The organism is Alloyangia mangrovi (assembly GCF_002300555.2).
GTDB classification, from domain to species: domain Bacteria; phylum Pseudomonadota; class Alphaproteobacteria; order Rhodobacterales; family Rhodobacteraceae; genus Salipiger; species Salipiger mangrovi.
This window is the reverse complement of sequence record NZ_NTHN02000005.1, coordinates 126,339-144,764: the sequence shown is the minus strand read 5'-3', so window position 1 is coordinate 144,764 and position 18,426 is coordinate 126,339. Positions and strand designations below refer to the sequence as shown.

Below are 18,426 nucleotides of genomic sequence, written 5' to 3'. Positions count from 1 at the left end.
GTGCCGGGCAGGGGCAGGGCCGGCGCTCACGCCGGGGTCGCGCTTGAGCCAGTCGATGGCGGCAAGCGGGGCCTCGGCGGCAAGGGCCGTCGGCGCGCCGAAAACGAGCGCGCCCAAGAGTAGCCTAGTTCGCATCAAGCTCCACGGGCTGGCGGATCTCCGTCTGGGGCGGCGAGAAGTCCGCGCCGAAATAGGGCCCGACATAGGCGTAGGCCACCAGCGCGATCGCCGCGAGGAGAAGAAGGATCAGAAGGGGTTTGAACAGTCGTCCCATATGCTCAGTAGTCCTGCCTCATGTTTTTTGTCACTTATACCTAGCCTTTTTGGCAGTGACACGTCATTCACGGCCTCAGGAGGCAGAATTGGCGATGCAGGGCCGAGAAACAAGGGGATTGAACCCGAAGTTGAAAAAGACAGTTGTGCTTGTGGGCATGATGGGCGCGGGGAAATCGGCGGTCGGCCGGGCCTTGGCCTCTGCCCTGAACGTGCCGTTTCGCGATTCGGATGCCGAGATCGAGAAGGCGGCCAACATGACCATCGCCGAGATCTTCGCCCGTGACGGCGAGGCCTTCTTCCGGCGCAAGGAAACCCAGGTGATCGAGCGACTGCTCGACGCCCGCCCGGCGGTGCTCTCGACCGGGGGCGGCGCCTATATGACCGAGGGCAACCGCAGCATGATCACCCAGAAGGGCGTCGCCGTCTGGCTCGATGCCGATCTCAAGGTGCTCTGGGGGCGAGTGCGCCACAAGGACACCCGGCCGCTGCTGCGCACCCCCGATCCGCTGGCCACGCTGAACGAGATCTACGAGCGCCGCGTGCCGGTCTACGCGCTGGCGGATCTGGCAGTGAAATCGGAGCAGGGCCTGTCGATCGACGCCATGGCGCGTAAGGTGATCGAGACGTTGAAGACACGCCCGGACGTGCTGGAGGAGAGCTGATGAACGAGGGGATGCAGGCGGGGACGGTGCATGTGGATCTTGGCGCGCGCGCCTATGACGTGCGTATCGGCAGCGGGTTGCTGGCGCGCGCCGGGGCCGAGATTGCGCCGCTGCTGGGCAGCCGCAAGCGGGTGGTCGTGGTCAGCGACGAGACCGTCGCCGCGGCGCATCTGTCATCGCTGAAGGCGGGGCTCGCCGCGGCGGGCATCACCTGCGAGGCGCTGCTGCTGCCCCCGGGCGAGGCCACCAAGTGCTGGGCGCAGCTCGAGCGGGTCACCGAATGGCTGCTGGCGCAAAAGGTCGAGCGGCGCGACATCGTGGTTGCGCTCGGCGGCGGGGTGATCGGCGATCTCGTCGGCTTCGCCGCTGCCATCCTGCGCCGCGGCGTACGCTTCGTGCAGATCCCGACTTCGCTCTTGGCCCAGGTCGACAGCTCGGTCGGCGGCAAGACCGGGATCAACTCGCCCGCGGGCAAGAACCTCATCGGCGCGTTCCACCAGCCCTCGCTGGTGCTGGCCGACATCGACGTGCTGCAGACGCTGACCCCGCGCGACTTCCTCGCGGGCTACGGCGAGGTGGTGAAATACGGTCTGCTGGGCGACGCGAAGTTCTTCACCTGGCTCGAGGCGGGCGCCGGGGATCTCCTGGCCCGCCGTCCTGCGGCGCTGGCCCATGCGGTGACCCGCTCGGTCGAGATGAAGGCCGAGATCGTGGTGCGCGACGAGACCGAGCAGGGCGACCGGGCGCTGCTCAACCTCGGCCATACCTTCTGCCACGCGCTCGAGGCGGCGACGGGCTACTCGGACCGGCTTCTGCATGGCGAGGGCGTGGCGATCGGCTGCGCGCTGGCCTTCGAGCTTTCCGCCCGGCTCGGGCTCTGCCCGCAGGAGGATCCGTCGCGGCTGCGTGCGCATCTCGCCGAGATGGGCATGAAGCGCGATCTTGCGGAGATTCCCGGCGATCTGCCCTCTGCCGAGGTGTTCTACGATCTGATGGGGCAGGACAAGAAGGTGCTCGACGGTGCCATCCGCTTCATCCTCGCCCACGGCATCGGCCGCGCCTTCGTCACCGCCGATGTGCCGCGCGAGGCGGTTCTGGCGCTGCTGCGCGAGGCTCTGGCCAAGCGCTGAGCGGTGCGGCCGCGCCCTTGAGGCGTACTTGAAAAGAGAAGAAGCCCGAAGGTCCGCGACGATCTTCGGGCTTCTTCTCTTTCAAAATACGCCGGTCCGGCAGTGCCCTGGGCGCGGCGCGGGGCAGGGGCGGACATGAAAAAAAGGCGCGAGGGAATGCCTCGCGCCCAGGGGAAGAGGTTCCGTCAGGTCCGGGGATCAGCCCTGCCAGAACATGCGGCGCGCCTCCCGCAGGGCGGCGCTCCGTTCGAGGCCGACGTCGCGCAGCAGGCGGTCGTCGAGGTCGGTCAGCGCAAGACGGGTGCGGCGACGCTCGGACCATTGCGCACTCACCACCGCTACGCGAAGCGCCAGCGCGGCAAACGGCGGCAGCGGTTTCTGCGCGTCGAGATAGGCGATCAGCGGGGCGTGTGCGGCATGTGCCATCGGTGTGTCTCCAGATTTGTATCGGTACAATTATCTTGATCTCATGCTGAGATTGATACATTGTGCCAAGATGAGCGTCGAGCAAAACATTGTCACCGATACAATTTTCGAGCTGTTCGAAAATCAGGCATCCGGTCCGAAATATCGTGTTCTCGCAAGTGCTTTGCGGGAAGGCATGACGCAGGGGAGCCTGCCTCCGGGCACGCGGTTGCCGCCGGTGCGCGACCTGGGATGGCGGCTCGGGATGACCCCGGGCACGGTGGCGCGGGCCTACACGCTGCTCACCGACGAGGGCGCGCTCGTGGCCGAGGTTGGTCGCGGCACCTTCGTACAGGGCGAGGTGAAGAAGGCCGCGCCGCTGCTGCTCGAGCCGCTCCCGCGCGAGGTCACCGAGTCCGGTGATCGCATGGTCAGCCTCTTCACCGGGCGCATTCCCGACCTGGGGCAGGTCTCGCTGGTGCGCGAGGCGCTGGCGCGCATTGCCGCCCGCCCGGCGCCGGGGCTGATGGACTACCCGACCAGCCGCGCCTTTGCCCCGGCCCGGCAGGCGGCGCTGGACTGGCTGTCGGACGTGCCGCTGGGGCAGGTGCACCACGAGGATCTGGTGCTGAGCCACGGCGCGCAGAACGGCATTTCGCTGGTCATGCAGGCGGTGCTGCGCGGGCGCCGGCCGGTGGTTCTGGTCGAGGAGCTCTGCTACCCGGGCTTCCGCCGCGCTGCCGAGCTGCTGCGGGCCGAGCCGGTGCCGGTGCCGATGGATGAGCAGGGGATCCGCCCCGACGCGCTGCGCGACCTGGCGCGCAAGCACGAGGCGCAGCTCCTCTGCACCTCGCCGGAATTGCACAACCCCACCACCATCGTCACCCCGCCCGAGCGGCGGCGCGAGATCGCCCAGGTGGCGCGCAGCTGCGGGCTGCACATCCTCGAGGACGACAGCACCTTTCTTGGTCAGGCGCGCTGCGAGACCTACCGGGCGATGCTGCCCGAACAGGGCTGGTTCGTCTCCTCGATCTCCAAGACCCTGACGCCGGGACTTCGGGTGGGCTTTGCCATCGCCCCGCGCGCCCGGCGGGCCGACCTGCGGCGGGCGGCGGAATATGGCTTTTTCGGGCTGGCGCTGCCGCTGGCGGACCTCGTGGCCGACCTGTTGTCGCGGCAGGAGACGAGGCAGATTGTCCGCGCGGTGCGCGAGCGCAACGCGCTTTACGTGCGCAGCACCGTCAATTTCCTCGGCGGCCACGAGCTGCGCTGGAGCGAGGAGGCGCCCTTCGTCTGGCTGCGCCTGCCGCCGGGTTGGCGGGCGGCGGCCTTCTGCATGGCGGCCGAGGCCAAGGGCGTGCAGGTGCGGGCGGCAGAGGAATTTGCCCTGCGCGACGCCTTTGCCCCGCACGCGGTGCGCATCGGGATGAACGGACAGGTGCCACTGGCCGAATTCGAGCAGGCGATTCTGCGGCTGCGGCGGCTTCTGGACGATCCGCCGGAGCAGATCCTCGTGTGAAACGGGGCGGGAGGCCGACGCGGCGTCGAATTCTTTGGGGTATTTAGATACCGTTTTTGTATGCTGCTGAAATCATGAGATAAATACGAAACCAAGGTGCTTGACTGTGCCGCCGGCGTGCTTATAACCCGCCCATCGGAATTCGGGCCCCCCAGGCGGGCCCCATTTGAACAGCTCAAGGGCACCCACGATGAAAACCTTCTCTGCGACTCCTGCAGACATCGAGAAGAAGTGGATCGTGATCGACGCGGAAGGCGTCGTTCTCGGCCGTCTCGCCTCGATCATCGCCATGCGTCTGCGCGGCAAGCACATGGCCACCTTCACCCCGCACATGGACATGGGCGACAATGTCATCGTCATCAACGCCGACAAGGTGCAGATGACCGGCAAGAAGCGTGAAGAGAACTTCTACTGGCACACCGGCCACCCGGGCGGCATCAAGTCCCGCACCAAGGCCCAGATCCTCGAGGGTGCACACCCCGAGCGCGTCGTGTTCCAGGCCGTCAAGCGCATGCTCCCGGGCAACCGCCTGTCGCGCAAGCAACTGACCAACCTGCGCATCTACGCAGGCGCGGCGCATCCGCACGAGGCACAGTCGCCTGAAGTGCTGGACGTCAAGTCGATGAACAAGAAAAACACCCGGGTGTAATCATGGCCGAACAGATCAACTCCCTGGAAGAGCTCGGCGCCGCAGCCGGCATCGAAGCTGCACCCGCAGTCGTTGAAACCCCGCGCGAGCCCGTCCGTGACGAGCTGGGCCGTTCCTACGCGACCGGCAAGCGGAAGGACGCGGTTGCCCGCGTCTGGATCAAGCCGGGCTCCGGCAAGGTCGTCGTGAACGGCAAGGAGCAGTCGAAGTACTTCGCACGCCCCGTGCTGCAGATGATCCTGCGTCAGCCCTTCACCATTGCCGGTGTGGAAGACCAGTTCGACGTCTACGCCACCGTCAAGGGCGGCGGTCTCTCGGGTCAGGCCGGTGCAGTCAAGCACGGCATCTCGAAAGCCCTGCAACTCTACGATCCGTCGCTGCGCAGCGCTCTGAAAGCCGCAGGCTTCCTGACCCGCGACAGCCGCGTCGTCGAGCGTAAGAAGTTCGGTAAGCGCAAGGCGCGCCGCAGCTTCCAGTTCTCGAAGCGCTGATCCGCGTCTCGATACGATTTTGCGAAGGCCGCTCCTTGGAGCGGCCTTTTGCTTTCGAGGGCGCCGCCGTGGTTTTTGCTGGCGGATCCCGGCGCTTTGGCGCTACCCCGACGGGGCGCGCGGGCCCGGCAGGGGCGGCGGGCGGACGCATTGCGCAGAAGGAGGGCCCGGCATGGCGCCATACACGATGGATCGCGTCGGAGAGCTGGTGGAGAGCGTCTCGCGCCCGGTGGACCCCGGCAAGCTGACGATCTTCTCAACCTTCCGCAACGAGCTCGCCTTCTGCCCGGCCTTCTTTGAGCATTACCGCCGCATCGGTGCCGAGCAGTTCCTGATCATCGACGACGGCTCGGACGATGGCACGGGGGCGTGGCTCGAGGCGCAGTCCGACTGCTGCGTGGTGCGCACCACGCGTGCCTATGGCGAGGAGATCGAGATCCAGCTCGAGGGGCAGGAACCCAAGCGCCAGCGCGCGGGGATCTTCTACAAGATTGCCCTTCCGCACCTGTGGTTCGACGGCGCCTACGTCACCTATGTCGACGCCGACGAGTTCCTTTTCCTGCCGCCGGGCGTTACCTCGCTGCAGGAGATCGCCGCGCGGCTGGAGGCAGAGGGCGCGGCGGCGGCGGTCGCCTCGGTGGTGGAGTTCTTCCCGGCCTCGGTCGCGGGGCTGTCCGGCCCGCTGCCGGAGAGCTTCGAAGCGTTGCTGGCGGCTTACCCCTATTTCCAGGCAGAGCGGCTGGTCGAGCTCTCGGCCGAAGGCGCGGAGCTTGTCGGCGAGAGCAAGACCGCCCGGCTCTTCGGGCGCTACGCTATCAAGCCCAAGGTCGAGCGGCGCGGCTGGCACCGGATCTACATGCCCTCGCGGGTGCGCAAGGCGCAGAGCTTCCAGAAGGCCGCGCGGCACAAGACACCCATGGTCCTGCGCAGCCGCGACAGCCGGCTCATCGACACGCATAACGCCAACCAGCCGCCCTCGCAGACGGTACTGCTGACGTTGGCGCATTTCGTCTATACGTCTGAATTCGCGGCGAAGATCGACCGGGCGATCTCCTGGGGTGCGCATGCCAATGGCGCCGCCAAGTACCGCTATTACGCCGAGCTGCTGCAGAAGATGGGCGGCGTGGAGAACGGCTTTCTCGACGAGCAGTCCCGGCGCTACGAGGGGCCGGAGCAGCTCATCGAGCTTGGCCTCATGCGCTGGTGAGCGCGTAGGGGGCCGAGGGCCAGAGCGTGCGCACTTGCGGCAGGCGCTCGGCGGCGGCCTCATAGGCGGGACGGTAATGCGCGGCAATCTCGGCCAGCAAGGCCTCGGGCAGGCTTCCGGAGCCCTTTGCCCGGGCATTGACCGCCTGTCCGCCCTGCGTGGGATCGCACGGGACCTGCGCGAAATCCGACAGAGCGGCAATCCCCTCGGCGGTGAAGAGGTCCTCGAAGAGGCAGAGGAAGCGATCGTCGGGGGCAAACACCCGCTCGATCGCGGCGATGGTCAGCTCATAGCGGCTGCGTGCCTCGGCCTCCGCGGTGGCGTAGAAGGCGCGCAGCGGTGCGGCGTTGCTCTCTTCCGCCGCGAGCCGGTCCTTGGCCATCTCCATGCGCATGTGCGAGCGCAGCCGGTCCACCGGGTCGCGCATCGAGAAGATCGCCTTCACCGCGATGCCGCGCTTGGCGAAGCCATCCCGGATGCGCGCCAGCGTCTCTGGCGGCAGCGCGGCGTAGGAGGGGGTGATGTCGCCGGTCCGTACAATGCCGGGGCGGGCAAGCAGCCCGGCGAAATAGTCGAAATAGGCGTCGGGGTCGGACTGCAGGCGCCAGCGCAGGTGCTGCGCGGGCTCGTCGGCATTCACGGCGGTCTTCAGCCGCGCCCGCAGCCGCTCCTTCATCGGCGGCATGGGCACCTTGTAGCGGGCGAAGACGCCGCCGAGCGTGTGCTCCCAGACCTGGTACTCGCCGAGGCGGCCGAAGTCGCTGCCCTCCTGCCGGTTCAGATAGGCCTGGATCCAGGTCGAGCCGCATTTCTGGCCGCCGAGGCCGAGGAAGAAGGTCTTTTGGGTCATGTTGCGGTCCTTGAGGCGGGGTGGGGAGCTCCTGCCCCCGCCGCGCACAGCGCGGTTCCCCCGGGGTATTTCTGCCTGGAAGACGGCTCAGGCGTCGGGAGGGATGAGGCCGAGGCCGCGCAGGTAGATGCCGATGCCCGATTCCAGCAGCTCGTCCGCCGGGAAGGGCGACTGGGTGCCGGGCGAGTTGCGCGCGAAAAGCTCGACCACGCCGTGGCTCATCGCCCAGATGTGGGCCGAGAACATCGAGGCGGGCGGGCGCTTTTCCGGCGGGATGTGCTGCGACAGATCCGACGCTGCCTTTTCCAGCACGCCGCGGGCGTGGCGCGAGGCCGCGGCCAACTCGGGCGAGTGGTTCACCGAAACGCCGCTTTCGAACATGGCGATGTAATGGCCGGGGTAGCGGCGGGCGAAGGCGAGATAGGCGCGGCCCGTCGCCTCGAAGGCCGCCAGCGCCGAGGGCTGGCCGCTGTCATAGGCGTATTGCATCAGGTCGCCGAAAATCTCGTAGCCCTGCCGCGCCGCCTCGGCGATGAGATCCTCGCGTCCCGAGAAATGCCGGTAGACCGCGGCGGGGGTCACCCCCGCGCGTTTCGCCGCCTCCGAGAGGGTGAAGCCCGTGGGGCCCTTTTCCTCGATCAGTTCCAGCGCCGCCTCGACCAGCGCCTGGCGGAGATTGCCGTGGTGGTAGCCGCGTTTAGCCATCCCAGACTTCGGGACCTCCGGCGATCTTGGGGTCCGGCACGCCGACGGCGGCCTCGTCCTTGTTGTCATAGTCGAGATGGGTCAGCACGTGGCGGATCGCGGCGAGGCGGGCGCGCTTCTTGTCGTCCGAGCGGATCACCGTCCAAGGCGCCGCGGCGCTGTGCGTGCGCGACAGCGTTTCGCGGATCGCCGCGCCGTACTCGTCCCAGAGCTTCAGCCCCTCGACGTCGATCGACGAGAGCTTCCACTGTTTGAGCGGATCCTTCTCGCGCTCGAGGAAGCGGCGCAGCTGCTCGGCCCGGCCGACGTTGAGCCAGAGCTTGAAGAGTTTGATGCCCTCCTCGACCAGCATCTTCTCGAAGTCGGGCACCTGGGCGAAGAAATGCTCGCGTTGAGCCTCGGTGCAGAAGTTGAAGACTTTTTCCACAACGCCGCGATTGTACCAGCTGCGGTCGAAGAAGACGATCTCGCCGCCCGCGGGCAAATGGTCGATGTAGCGCTGCAGGTACCATTGCGTCGCCTCGGTGTCCGAGGGCTTGGAGAGCGCCACCACCCGCGCGCCGCGCGGGTTGAGGTTCTCGCGGAAGCGCTTGATCGTGCCCCCCCTTGCCGGCGGCGTCGCGCCCTTCGAAGAGGATGGCAACGCGCTCGCCGCTTTCTTTCACGTGGCGCTGCAGCTTCATCAGCTCGATCTGCAGCGCCGCCATCTGCTTGTCGTAGGCCTTGCCCTTCATCTCCTCGGAATAGGGGTAGCTGGCCGAGAGGATGTCATCCTTGTCGGCGCGGCGGATGGCCTCGCGGATTTCCTTGGGGGCCTTCTTCTCGAAATAGGCGCTGATCGCGCCGTCGAAGGGCTTGGACACGGGCTTGGGTCCTTCGTGTTGAAATCTCACGGTCAATATGACGCCTCGGCGCGCCTAGCGCAAACCCGCGCGCGTGGCGGCCCGGGCGATGGCGGCGTCCATCTGTGCGGGGCTGACGTGCTGCGGCATGTGACCGACGCCGGGCAGGGCGGTGAGCCTGGCGCCGGGGATCTGCGCCGCCGTGGGCACCGAGTGGATCTGCAGCCCCACGGTGGTGTCGGCCTCGCCGTGGATCAGTTCCACCGGCAGGTCGAGCGCCGGGTAGCGCGGGGCGAGGGCGCGGATCTCGGCCTTCAGGCTGGCGCGCTGGCGGGCATTGGCGTCGAGGCTCTCGCGGCGCAGGGTCAGCGGCGCGCCGATATGTGCGGCATAGCCCGCGGGCACCGGGTTGGGAGCGAAGACCTCGGTGATCGCCTCCTGCACCCTCGCATCGGGGGCGAAGGCGGCGATGGCGGGATTGGCCAGCGGCGCAAGCGGCCCGGCGGTCAGCTTGTAGAAGAAGGGCAGCCCGCCCGCCCAGGGCTGCGAGGCGGCGCCCAGCAGCACCAGCGCCGAGACCCGCTCGGGGTGGTTCGCCGCCCAGGCCAGCGCCACCGCGCCGCCGTAGGACTGGCCAAGCACGATGGGGCGCGTCGCGCCGAGCTGCGTGGCGGCGGCCGAGAGCAGCGCGGCCTGCTCGAAGATGCTGTCGCCATCCGCCTCGGCCTCGGTGTAGCCGAGCCCCGGACGGTCGAAGGCGATAACGCGGTAGTCGGGGCTCAGCCGGGAGACGGCGTCAAAGGTCCAGTCCCGCAGGTTGCCGCTGGCGCCGTGGATCAGCACCAGCGCCGGGCCGCTGCCGGCCTCGACGTAATGCACGCGGCGACCGTCCACTTGCAGAAAACGGCCCTCGGGCGGGAAGGCCGCCTCGGCGGCGGCCTCTTCCCGAGCGGCCTTGCTGCCGGTGAGCCCGCAACCCGCCAGCACCAGCGCGAAGGCGGGCAGCAGCGCCTGCCACATGGCTCAGGCCTCGAGCTTCTTGGCGGCGCGCCAGTCGGTCGACTCGCTGCCGATGCGGGAGACGTCGAAGGGGGTGGTCATGTAGATTTCCGAGATCCAGTTGGTGAAGAGCAGATGCGCGTGGCTGCGCCAGCGGTTCTGCGGCTTCTTGCTGGGATCGTCGTTCGGGTAGTAGTTGGCCGGCACGTTGATCGGCTTGCCGGCCTCGACGTCGCGGTCGTACTCGTCCTTGAGCGTGGTGCTGTCATACTCGAGGTGGTTGAAGATGTAGAGCGCGCGATGCGCCTTGTCCTCGACCAGCGCCGGGCCGGTCTCGGGCGAGTCGATCAGCACGGGCAGGCCCGCGGCCTCGATCTCGGCGCGCTGCATCTCGGTCCAGCGTGAGACCGGCATCACCATGTCGTCCGAGAAGCCGCGCAGGAAGGGCGAGGCGGGCGCGAGGTTCTGATGGCGCACGCAGCCGAAGGCCTTGTGATCAAGGATGTGCTTCTTCACCCCGTGGAAGTAGTTGATCATCGCCATGCCGCCCCAGCAAACCCCGAAGGTGGCGTGCACATGGGTCTGGCTCCAGTCGAAGACGCGTTTCAGCTCGTCCCAGTAGGTGACGTCGGCGAACTCGAGGTGCTCGATCGGCGCACCGGTGATGATCAGCCCGTCGAACTTCTCGCCCGAGGCCTCGACCTCGGAGAAGGGCCGGTAGAAGGCCTCCATGTGCTCGGCGGCGGTGTTCTTGGTCTGATGCTCGGTCATGCGGATCAGCGACAGCTCGATCTGCAGCGGCGTCGCGCCGATCAGGCGCGCGAACTGGTTCTCGGTCTGGATCTTCTTGGGCATGAGATTGAGCAGCGCGATGCGCAGGGGCCGGATATCCTGCCGCGAGGCGCTGTCCTCGGACATGACCATCACGCCCTCGCGCGAGAGCACGTCGTAGGCGGGGAGGTCTTCGGGCAGCTTGATGGGCATGGAAATCGTCCTCTTATCAGTTGCGCAGATGTATCGCCGCAGGGGCAATTGCTCAAGAGGCAGGCGGGGAGGCCGGGCGCTGCAGAGAAAAGAGGGGGCTCCGCCCCCGCCCGCTGCGCGGGCTCCCCCGGGATACTTTTCCCTAGAAGAAGGGCGCGCGGGGTCTTCTAGGCCCAAATATCCCCGCCGGAGGGATCCCGGGCGTGGCACCGGCGCGAGGCCCTTGTGTTTCCCCAACGTCTGTCGTTCTGTGATCGCAGATTCTGGAGGAGACCCCGATGCCTGCGACCATGCGCGCTGCCGTGCTGCGAGAATACAAGACCGACCTGTCGATCGAGCAGGTGCCGATGCCCGAATGCCCCACCGACGGAGTGGTGCTGAAGGTGCTGGCCTGCGGCGTCTGCCGCTCGGATTGGCACGGCTGGTCGGGCGAGCATCCGCGGGTCAAGCCGGGGCAGATCCAGGGGCATGAGTATTGCGGTGAGGTGGTCGAAGCCGGGCCCGGCTCGCAATGGCAGGTCGGCGACAAGCTGGTGGCGCCGTTCATCCTCGCTTGCGGCACCTGCCCGCAGTGCCGCGAAGGGCAGCAGCACACCTGTTTCGACCAGCGTCTGCCCGGGTTCATCGAGCCGGGTGCCTTTGCCGAATACGTTGCCGTGCCGCGCGATTTCAACCTCGCGCGGCTGCCCGAGGGCATGTCGCCGACGCTGGCGGCGGGGCTCGGCTGCCGGGTGACCACCGCCTGGCACGCGCTCACCGGGCGCGCGGCGCTGCAGGGCGGCGAGTGGCTGGCGGTGCATGGCACGGGGGGGCATCGGGCTTTCGGCGGCGATCCTCGGCCGGGCGCTGGGCGCGCATGTGGTGGTGGTCGACGTGGTGCCCGAGAAGCTCGAGCACGCGCTCTCGCTCGGCATGGATGCGGCGGTGAACGCCGCCGAGGAGGATGCCGCGGCGCGCATCAAGAAGATCACCGGCGGCGGCGCGCATGTCAGCGTCGAGGCACTGGGCATCCCGCAGACGGTCAACGCCTCGATCCGCTGCCTGCGTCCGCTGGGGCGGCACGTGCAGGTCGGCATGCCGATCGGGCACCACGCCATCCAGGAAGTGGACATGAATGCCGTCTACATGGCCAATCTTGCGCTCTATGGCACCCGCGGCATGCCCTCGCACCGCTATCCGTCGCTGCTTGGATTGATCACGCGGGGAAAGGTGGATATGAGCCCTCTCATCGCGCGCGAGATTCCCCTCAGCTTGGCCGGGGCGGAGCTGGCGGCGTTCAACGGGCCGACGCCTCCGGGCGTGGCCGTGATCACCGATTTCACCCGCTGAGGCGGGGCGGCGCCGCAGCGCGTCGCAAGGCCGTTCAGGAGAGTGCCCATGAAAGCCGCCGTCATCGTCTTCCCCGGATCGAACTGCGATCGTGATCTGAAGATGGCCTTCGAACAGGCCGGGCTCGAGGTCGAGATGGTCTGGCACAAGGACACCACGCTGCCCGCGGGCGTCGACATCGTCGGCCTGCCGGGCGGCTTCTCCTACGGCGACTACCTGCGCTGCGGCGCCATCGCTGCCAATTCGCCGATCTGCCAGGGCGTGAAGGCCCATGCCGAGCGCGGCGGCTACGTCTTCGGCGTCTGCAACGGCTTCCAGATCCTCACCGAAACCGGGCTGCTGCCGGGGGCGCTGCTGCGCAACGCGAACCTCAAGTACATCTGCCGTACGGTGGGGCTGGAAGTGGCCGAGAGCCAGTCGGTCTTCACCCGCGGCTACGAGACGGGTGAGAAGATCGGTATTCCGATCGCGCACCATGATGGCAATTACACCGCCGACGCGGCGACGCTCGACATGCTCGAAGGCGAGGGCCGCGTGGCCTTCCGCTACACCGACAACCCCAATGGCGCGGACCGCGACATCGCCGGGATCCTCTCGGAAAACCGCCGTGTTCTCGGGATGATGCCGCACCCGGAGCGGGCCTGCGATCCGGCGCAGGGCAACGAGGACGGTGCGCGTCTTTTCGCCAATCTGACGGCGGCGCTCGCCGAGGCTTGACCGGCACCGCTTGAGCCGGCCCGGCGCGCAGCGTAAGTTGGGCGCCATGTCGGAGACCACGCGTGACAAGATAGACAGACGGCGTTCGGGCCCGCTGAGTTGGCGGGTGCGGGCGGCGCTTATCATTTTGCTGGTGCTCGCGGTCAGCACGGTGTGGATCACCAACGTCCTGCTGACCGACCGCTCCACAGCCTCGACGCGCAACCGCGCCGAGCTGCGGCTGGCGCTCTATTCCGGCAACATCCTTTCCGAGCTGCGCCGCAACGCCATCGTGCCGCAGCTTCTGGCGCGCGATCCGGCGCTGATCGGGGCGCTGAACTCGGGCGACTTCAGCCAGTCGACGCAGCGGCTGATTTCCTATGTCGACGAGATCGGCGCCGCCTCGCTGATGCTGCTCGACCGGGACGGGCGCACCGTGGCGGCCACCGACCGCAACCGGCTCGGCTCCAACCACCGCTCCGAGGCCTATTACATCGACGCGCTGCGCGCCAATACCACCGTCTTCACCGTGCAGGAGCGCGAGGCGGGCGGCTATGCCTTCACCTACTCGCGCCGGATGGAGAGCCAGAACTCGGCCATCGGCGTGATCATGGTCGAAGTCGATCTGGCCAAGTTCGAACGCGCCTGGGCGGGGATCACCGATGCCGTTGCCGTGCTCGACTCAGAGGGGCGGATCATCCTTGCCACCGAACCGCGCTGGCGCGGGCTGACCATGGACGAGGCGCTGGCCAAGCAGCCCGCCGAGAACGCCATCGAACGCGCCATCAAGGCCACCGCCGACTGGACCGCGCTGCCCGCTGATGCCTACCTGCGCGGCGAGGCGGTGATGCGGATCGACGGGCGCATCCCCTTCCGCGGATGGACCATGGCGACCTTCACCACCTATGCCTCGGTGCGCGAGAAGGTGAACGCGGTACTGGCGCTCGAGATCATGGCCTTTGCCCTGCTGACCGCGCTGGCCTTCTACGCGCTGTCGCGCAAGACCGCGCTGCGCATGGCCCTCTTCCAGCGCGAAAGCGTCGAGCTGCGCGCACTGAACGCAAGGCTGCAGCGCGAGATCGCCGAGCGCGAGAAGGTGCAGAAGGATCTGGCCAGCGCCGAGCAGACGCTGGAGCAGAGCTCGAAGCTGGCAGCGCTCGGCGAGATGTCGGCCGCGGTCAGCCACGAGCTGAACCAGCCGCTGGCGGCGATGAAGACCTACCTCGCCGGCGCGCGGCTGCTGCTCAAGCGCAACCGCCCCGAAGAGGCGATGACCGCCTTCTCCCGCATCGACGACCTGATCGAGCGGATGGGGGCGATCACTCGCCAGCTCAAGAGCTACGCCCGCAAGGGGCAGGCCAATTTCGTGCCGGTCGACATGGCCGAGGCGCTGGCGTCGTCGTTGTCGATGATGGAGCCGCAACTGAAGGCGCGGCGGGTGCGGATCTCCAAGATCCTGCCCGACCTGCCGGTGATGGTGATGGGCGACCGGATGCGCATCGAGCAGGTTCTGGTGAACCTGCTGCGCAACGCCATCGACGCCACCAAGTCCGTCGCCAACCCCGAGATCGAGATTATCCTCGCCAGCGGCGAGACGGCGACGCTCAGCGTGCGCGACAACGGCCACGGCATCGAGGATCTCGATGCGCTGTTCGAGCCCTTTTACACCACCAAGCAGCCCGGCGACGGCACCGGCCTCGGCCTCGCGATCTCCTCCGGGATCGTCACCGACCTGGGCGGGCGGCTCACGGCACGGAATGGAACCGAAGGGGGGGGCTGTTTTCGAGATGCAACTGCCTATCTTGAATGAAAGCCCCGCCGCGGCAGAGTGAGCCGCGGGCGATGACGAGTAAGATTCCGCGCCAGATGCGCGACAAGACCACAACAAAAGGCGACCAGACCGAATGACCAAAGCCATGAAGATCGCCATCGTCGACGATGAAAAGGACATGCGCCAGTCGATCAGCCAATGGCTGGCCCTGTCTGGCTATGACACCGAGACCTACTCCAGCGCCGAAGAGGCGCTCGGCGCTGTCGGCGCGGACTACCCGGGCATCGTGATCTCGGACATCCGCATGCCCGGCATGGATGGCATCCAGTTCCTGCGCAAGCTGATGGGCAACGATTCTGCGCTGCCCGTCATCATGATCACCGGCCACGGCGACGTGCCCATGGCGGTCGAGGCGATGCGCATTGGGGCCTATGACTTCCTCGAGAAGCCCTTCAACCCCGACCGCATGTCGGAGCTGGCGAAGAAGGCCACCAACGCGCGCCGCCTGACGCTCGACAACCGGGTGCTGCGCCGCGAGCTCTCGGACGGCGGCCAGCTGATGAGCAAGCTGATCGGCCAGAGCCCGGCCATGGAGCGGCTGCGCGAGGACGTGCTCGATCTCGGGCAGGCCGACGGCCACGTGCTGATCGACGGCGAGACCGGCACTGGCAAGACGCTGATCGCCCACGCGCTGCACGCGGTAGGCTCGCGCGCCGGCAAGAAGTTCGTGCTGATCTCCTGCGCGGCGATGGACGAGGATGCGCTGATGCGCCGCCTCTTCGGGCCGATGCAGCCCGAGGACACGCGCCTGCCGGCGATCGAGGAAGCGCGTGGCGGCACGCTGGTGCTCGAAGACATCGAAAGCCTGTCGGACGCCTCGCAGGCTCGGCTGCTGTCGGTGATCAACGATCAGGGCACCCCGCCCGAGACCCGCATCATCGCCATCTGCAACCTGCAGGACGAGGGCCGCACCTGCGAGACTGCGCTGCGCCCCGACCTCTACTACCGCCTCGCGGCGCTGAAGATCACCGTACCGCCGCTGCGCCAGCGCGGCGAGGATATCCTGACGCTGTTCACCCGCTTCTCCGAGCAGTTCTCGGACGAGTACGGTTGTGACGCGCCGCAGGTCTCGGCACAGGAGGCGGCGCAGCTGCTTCAGGCGCCCTGGCCGGGCAACGTGCGCCAGCTCATCAACCTTGCCGAGCGCGCGGTGCTGCAGTCGCGCCGTGGTACGGGCACCATCGCCTCGCTGCTGATGAACGACCACGAGGACATGCAGCCGGTGATGACCACCGAGGGTAAGCCGCTCAAAGAATACGTGGAAGCCTTCGAGCGGATGCTGATCGACAACACCATGCGCCGTCACAAGGGTTCGATCTCTTCGGTGATGGACGAACTCTGCCTGCCGCGCCGGACGCTGAACGAGAAGATGGCCAAGTATGGGCTGCAGCGCTCGGACTACCTCTGAGCGCCACACACGCACAGCGGTGCCCCTGGTGCCAAGGATCGACGCCGCCCGGGAGCCGGGCGGCGTTTGGCTTTGCGGGCGGTGCGCGGAGGCGCCGCGCATATCTTCGCGCGCGGGGCGCTTATTAACAACTCCTTAAGTTTTTCCATAAACCTTGATGGAACCGGCGGGCCTGCGCGCGTGCCGGGAATTGTATTGGGGTGCCTGCATCCGCACGCCCCGTGTTTTCGACTGATGATTTCACGCGAACGGAGGGGCCCGCTCCATGATAAGCGATCTTCCGGACCAGGGCACCTTTGGCCGCGACGACCTGCCGGTTTCGGAACTTGACGCCTTTCTTGACCGGATCGGCGCCGCGGCCCTGCCACTTACCGGGGCGGTCGCTTGCCTTGTGGACCTGCCACCCGAAGTCGTTGGGCCGCGCGCAGTGCGCATGGCGGCGCCGCTCGATGGACCGGTTGCCGAGAGCTTGCGCAGCCTTGTGGACAATCGCCCCGGGGCCCTGGCGTCAGGCCTGCGCAGGCAGTCCATTGAAGCCACCGTGGATGGCCGGCGCCTGCGCTTCCTGATTGAGCGGATCGGTGGTGGCCGCAGCGCGCAGCCGGCGCTGCCGCTGGGAACCATCGTGCTCGGCTTCGACGCCGAGGCGGTCAGCATCGCCGCTGCGGAGAAGGCCTCGCGGCATTTCATCGCCATGCTCGCGGCGCTGCTCGTCGAGCGCCGCGGAAAGATCGCGATGGCGCAGGATATGGCGGCGCTCGGGCGGCAGGCGGCGGAGCTGCAGCGGCGGGTGCGGAAGGACGCGCTCACCGGGCTCGACAATGCCGATGCGTTTCGGACGCATGCGCGCGAAATACTGGGCGCGGGGCGCGGGCCGCATGCACTGGTGCTCATGGACGTGGACAGCTTCAAGCAGATCAACGACCTGCACGGTCACCAGTTCGGCGACGTCTACCTGCGCGCCATCGCCGCGGCTCTGCAGGGCAGCGTCCCGCTGGATGCCCGGCTCGGACGGATCGGCGGAGATGAATTCGCGCTGTTGCTGCGCCTGCCTGCGGAGGCGGAACCGGCGCTGCTGCAGGTGATGCGGGCCTGCAGCGCGGCGAGCGCCCGCCTGGCTGAGACCATGGGCAAGCCCGAGCTGGGCGGGATCAGCATGGGCGCTGCGTTCTACCCGCGCCACGGCGAGAATTACGAGACGCTGTTTGAACAGGCCGATACGGCGCTCTACGCGGCCAAGGAGGCAGGGCGCGGCGCGGGGGTGATCTTCGATCCGCATCGCCACCTGCGCTTCAGCCTGCGCGAGCTCATGCGGAATTTCGCGGAGGCGCTGGCGGCGGGAGAAATCCAGCCGGTGTTCCACCCGGTGGTGGACCTCGCCACCGGGCAATGCACCGGCTACGAGGTGCTGGCCCGCTGGCGCGGCGAGGATGGCGAGATCATCGGCCCCGAGCTGTTTTACCCGATCTTCGAGAACCCGGTGCTGGCCGAGCAACTGACCCGCCGCATGATCGTGCAGGCCACGGAGGTGCTGCGCGGGCTGCCGGTGCGCGCGGCGGTCGCCGGTGCGCCCCTGCGCGTCGGGATCAATGTCACCGGATTCGACCTGCACAACCCTCAGTTCACCCGGGACTTCGGAACGCTGCTTTCGGACCTCGGGCTGCCTTGGCAGGCGATCGTGATCGAGGTTCCCGAGACGGTGATGCTGGGAGAGACGGGAGGGCGCGTCTTCGAGACCTTGCGCGAGCTGCGGGCCTGCGGGGCAAAGATCGCGCTCGACGACTTCGGGACCGGCTACGGCAGCCTGCGCCATCTCGGCGCCTGGCCGATCGACATGCTGAAGATCGACCGTCAGTTCGTGCAGGGACTCAGTGCGCGCCCCCGCGACCGTGCCGTGGTCGAGGCGATCCTCGGCATGGCGCGGCGCTTCGGCTTCCGCGTGGTGGCCGAGGGGATCGAGACGCCGGGCCAGCTCAGCTACCTCAGGGCCATGGGGTGCGACGCGGGGCAGGGACACCTTATCTCGGCCCCGCTCTGCGGCGAAGCGCTGGCGGAGGCACCGTTGATCTATCCGATCGGGGACTGGGCTCCGGACGAAGGCTAGTCGCGCAGGAACCGGCGCCGGGCCTCCTCGGCCATGGAGTGCTTCATCTGCAGATCGGCGAGCTTGGCCATGGCTGCTTTGCGCGCGTCCATGTCGGTCAGCCCGGCCAGGACCAGTTGCTGCGCTGCGACCTGCTTCTTGAGGACGATCTCCTCGGGCAGGGCACCGGCTTCTGCCATGATGCGGAAGCCCATGGCCTCGCCCGGATCGAGATGCGCCTCGCCGCTGCGGTCAGGGAGGGGTCTGCCCTCGCCCTCAAGGCCCTGCAGCTTGCCCTCGGCCAGCGATTTCAGAATCCGGCGTTCCGTGAGACGGCTCAGCCACGACATGACAAGGCCC

The 18,426-nt window shown here is 67.6% G+C and carries 16 protein-coding genes and 3 pseudogenes; 11 read left to right on the top strand and 8 right to left on the bottom strand.

Annotated elements, in window-relative coordinates; all coding sequences use genetic code 11:
- Positions 1-124: 124 nt before the first annotated feature.
- Positions 125-274 carry a hypothetical protein gene (locus tag CLG85_RS04720; RefSeq protein WP_176476714.1) on the bottom strand — a complete coding sequence of 50 codons (150 nt, stop codon included), beginning with the start codon at positions 272-274 and terminating at the stop codon, positions 125-127.
- Between the two features lie 94 nt (positions 275-368).
- Here CLG85_RS04720 and CLG85_RS04715 point away from each other — a divergent pair, with 94 nt between their 5' ends.
- Positions 369-938, top strand: a complete 570-nt coding sequence (locus CLG85_RS04715; RefSeq protein WP_095884080.1) for a shikimate kinase — start codon at positions 369-371, stop codon at positions 936-938.
- Entirely contained in the window at positions 938-2,068 is a 1,131-nt protein-coding gene (gene aroB / locus CLG85_RS04710) for a 3-dehydroquinate synthase (protein WP_095884079.1), read from the top strand. Before CLG85_RS04715 ends, aroB begins: the two co-directional genes overlap by 1 nt.
- Positions 2,069-2,266: 198 nt before the next feature.
- On the opposite strand, the gene CLG85_RS04705 is transcribed toward aroB, so the two are convergent.
- Positions 2,267-2,494 (bottom strand): DUF1127 domain-containing protein, encoded by a 228-nt coding sequence (locus CLG85_RS04705; protein ID WP_224846911.1) that lies wholly within the window; start codon positions 2,492-2,494, stop codon positions 2,267-2,269.
- 70 nt (positions 2,495-2,564) lie between these two features.
- On the opposite strand from CLG85_RS04705, the gene CLG85_RS04700 reads away from it, so the two are divergent.
- From CLG85_RS04700 to CLG85_RS04685, 4 genes are all read left to right on the top strand, one after another.
- Complete coding sequence (locus CLG85_RS04700) at positions 2,565-3,992, top strand: aminotransferase-like domain-containing protein (RefSeq protein WP_260348505.1); 1,428 nt, start codon at positions 2,565-2,567, stop codon at positions 3,990-3,992.
- Between the two features lie 190 nt (positions 3,993-4,182).
- The gene (gene rplM, locus CLG85_RS04695; RefSeq protein WP_108965864.1) at positions 4,183-4,641 is read left to right on the top strand and encodes a 50S ribosomal protein L13; all 459 of its coding nucleotides are present in this window, start codon (positions 4,183-4,185) and stop codon (positions 4,639-4,641) included.
- Between the two features lie 2 nt (positions 4,642-4,643).
- Positions 4,644-5,132 (top strand): 30S ribosomal protein S9, encoded by a 489-nt coding sequence (gene rpsI, locus CLG85_RS04690; protein ID WP_095883698.1) that lies wholly within the window; start codon positions 4,644-4,646, stop codon positions 5,130-5,132.
- A gap of 172 nt (positions 5,133-5,304) precedes the next feature.
- On the top strand, positions 5,305-6,339 hold the full coding sequence (locus CLG85_RS04685) for a glycosyltransferase family 2 protein (protein WP_095883697.1): 1,035 nt from the start codon (positions 5,305-5,307) through the stop codon (positions 6,337-6,339).
- On the opposite strand, the gene CLG85_RS04680 is transcribed toward CLG85_RS04685, so the two are convergent.
- The 5 genes and pseudogenes from CLG85_RS04680 to CLG85_RS04660 all read right to left on the bottom strand — a co-directional run bounded on the left by CLG85_RS04680 (position 6,326) and on the right by CLG85_RS04660 (position 10,719).
- Positions 6,326-7,189, bottom strand: a complete 864-nt coding sequence (locus CLG85_RS04680) for a sulfotransferase family protein (protein WP_095883696.1) — start codon at positions 7,187-7,189, stop codon at positions 6,326-6,328. The two genes, CLG85_RS04685 and CLG85_RS04680, sit on opposite strands and share 14 nt — an antisense overlap.
- 87 nt (positions 7,190-7,276) lie before the next feature.
- Positions 7,277-7,894 (bottom strand): TetR/AcrR family transcriptional regulator, encoded by a 618-nt coding sequence (locus CLG85_RS04675; protein ID WP_095883695.1) that lies wholly within the window; start codon positions 7,892-7,894, stop codon positions 7,277-7,279.
- Positions 7,887-8,757: pseudogene (gene ppk2, locus CLG85_RS04670) on the bottom strand (polyphosphate kinase 2). Before ppk2 ends, CLG85_RS04675 begins: the two are co-directional and overlap by 8 nt.
- Positions 8,758-8,811: 54 nt before the next feature.
- Entirely contained in the window at positions 8,812-9,756 is a 945-nt protein-coding gene (locus CLG85_RS04665; RefSeq protein WP_260348504.1) for an alpha/beta fold hydrolase, read from the bottom strand.
- Between the two features lie 3 nt (positions 9,757-9,759).
- A complete protein-coding gene (locus CLG85_RS04660; RefSeq protein ID WP_095883713.1) occupies positions 9,760-10,719 on the bottom strand; it encodes a homoserine O-succinyltransferase in 960 nt (319 codons plus the stop codon).
- A 290-nt stretch (positions 10,720-11,009) separates the two neighbouring features.
- Here CLG85_RS04660 and CLG85_RS04655 point away from each other — a divergent pair.
- From CLG85_RS04655 to CLG85_RS04635, 5 genes and pseudogenes are all read left to right on the top strand, one after another.
- A pseudogene (locus CLG85_RS04655) lies at positions 11,010-12,048 on the top strand (zinc-binding dehydrogenase).
- Positions 12,049-12,096: 48 nt separating this feature from the next.
- On the top strand, positions 12,097-12,765 hold the full coding sequence (purQ, locus tag CLG85_RS04650) for a phosphoribosylformylglycinamidine synthase subunit PurQ (protein ID WP_095883319.1): 669 nt from the start codon (positions 12,097-12,099) through the stop codon (positions 12,763-12,765).
- 46 nt (positions 12,766-12,811) lie between these two features.
- A pseudogene (locus CLG85_RS04645) lies at positions 12,812-14,576 on the top strand (sensor histidine kinase).
- A 72-nt stretch (positions 14,577-14,648) separates the two neighbouring features.
- Complete coding sequence (locus tag CLG85_RS04640; protein ID WP_095883317.1) at positions 14,649-15,983, top strand: sigma-54-dependent transcriptional regulator; 1,335 nt, start codon at positions 14,649-14,651, stop codon at positions 15,981-15,983.
- A 265-nt stretch (positions 15,984-16,248) separates the two neighbouring features.
- A complete protein-coding gene (locus CLG85_RS04635) occupies positions 16,249-18,087 on the top strand; it encodes a putative bifunctional diguanylate cyclase/phosphodiesterase (RefSeq protein WP_095883316.1) in 1,839 nt (612 codons plus the stop codon).
- On the opposite strand, the gene CLG85_RS04630 is transcribed toward CLG85_RS04635, so the two are convergent.
- Entirely contained in the window at positions 18,084-18,416 is a 333-nt protein-coding gene (locus CLG85_RS04630) for a DnaJ family domain-containing protein (protein WP_095883315.1), read from the bottom strand. The genes CLG85_RS04635 and CLG85_RS04630 overlap by 4 nt on opposite strands.
- Between the last annotated feature and the right edge of the window lie 10 nt (positions 18,417-18,426).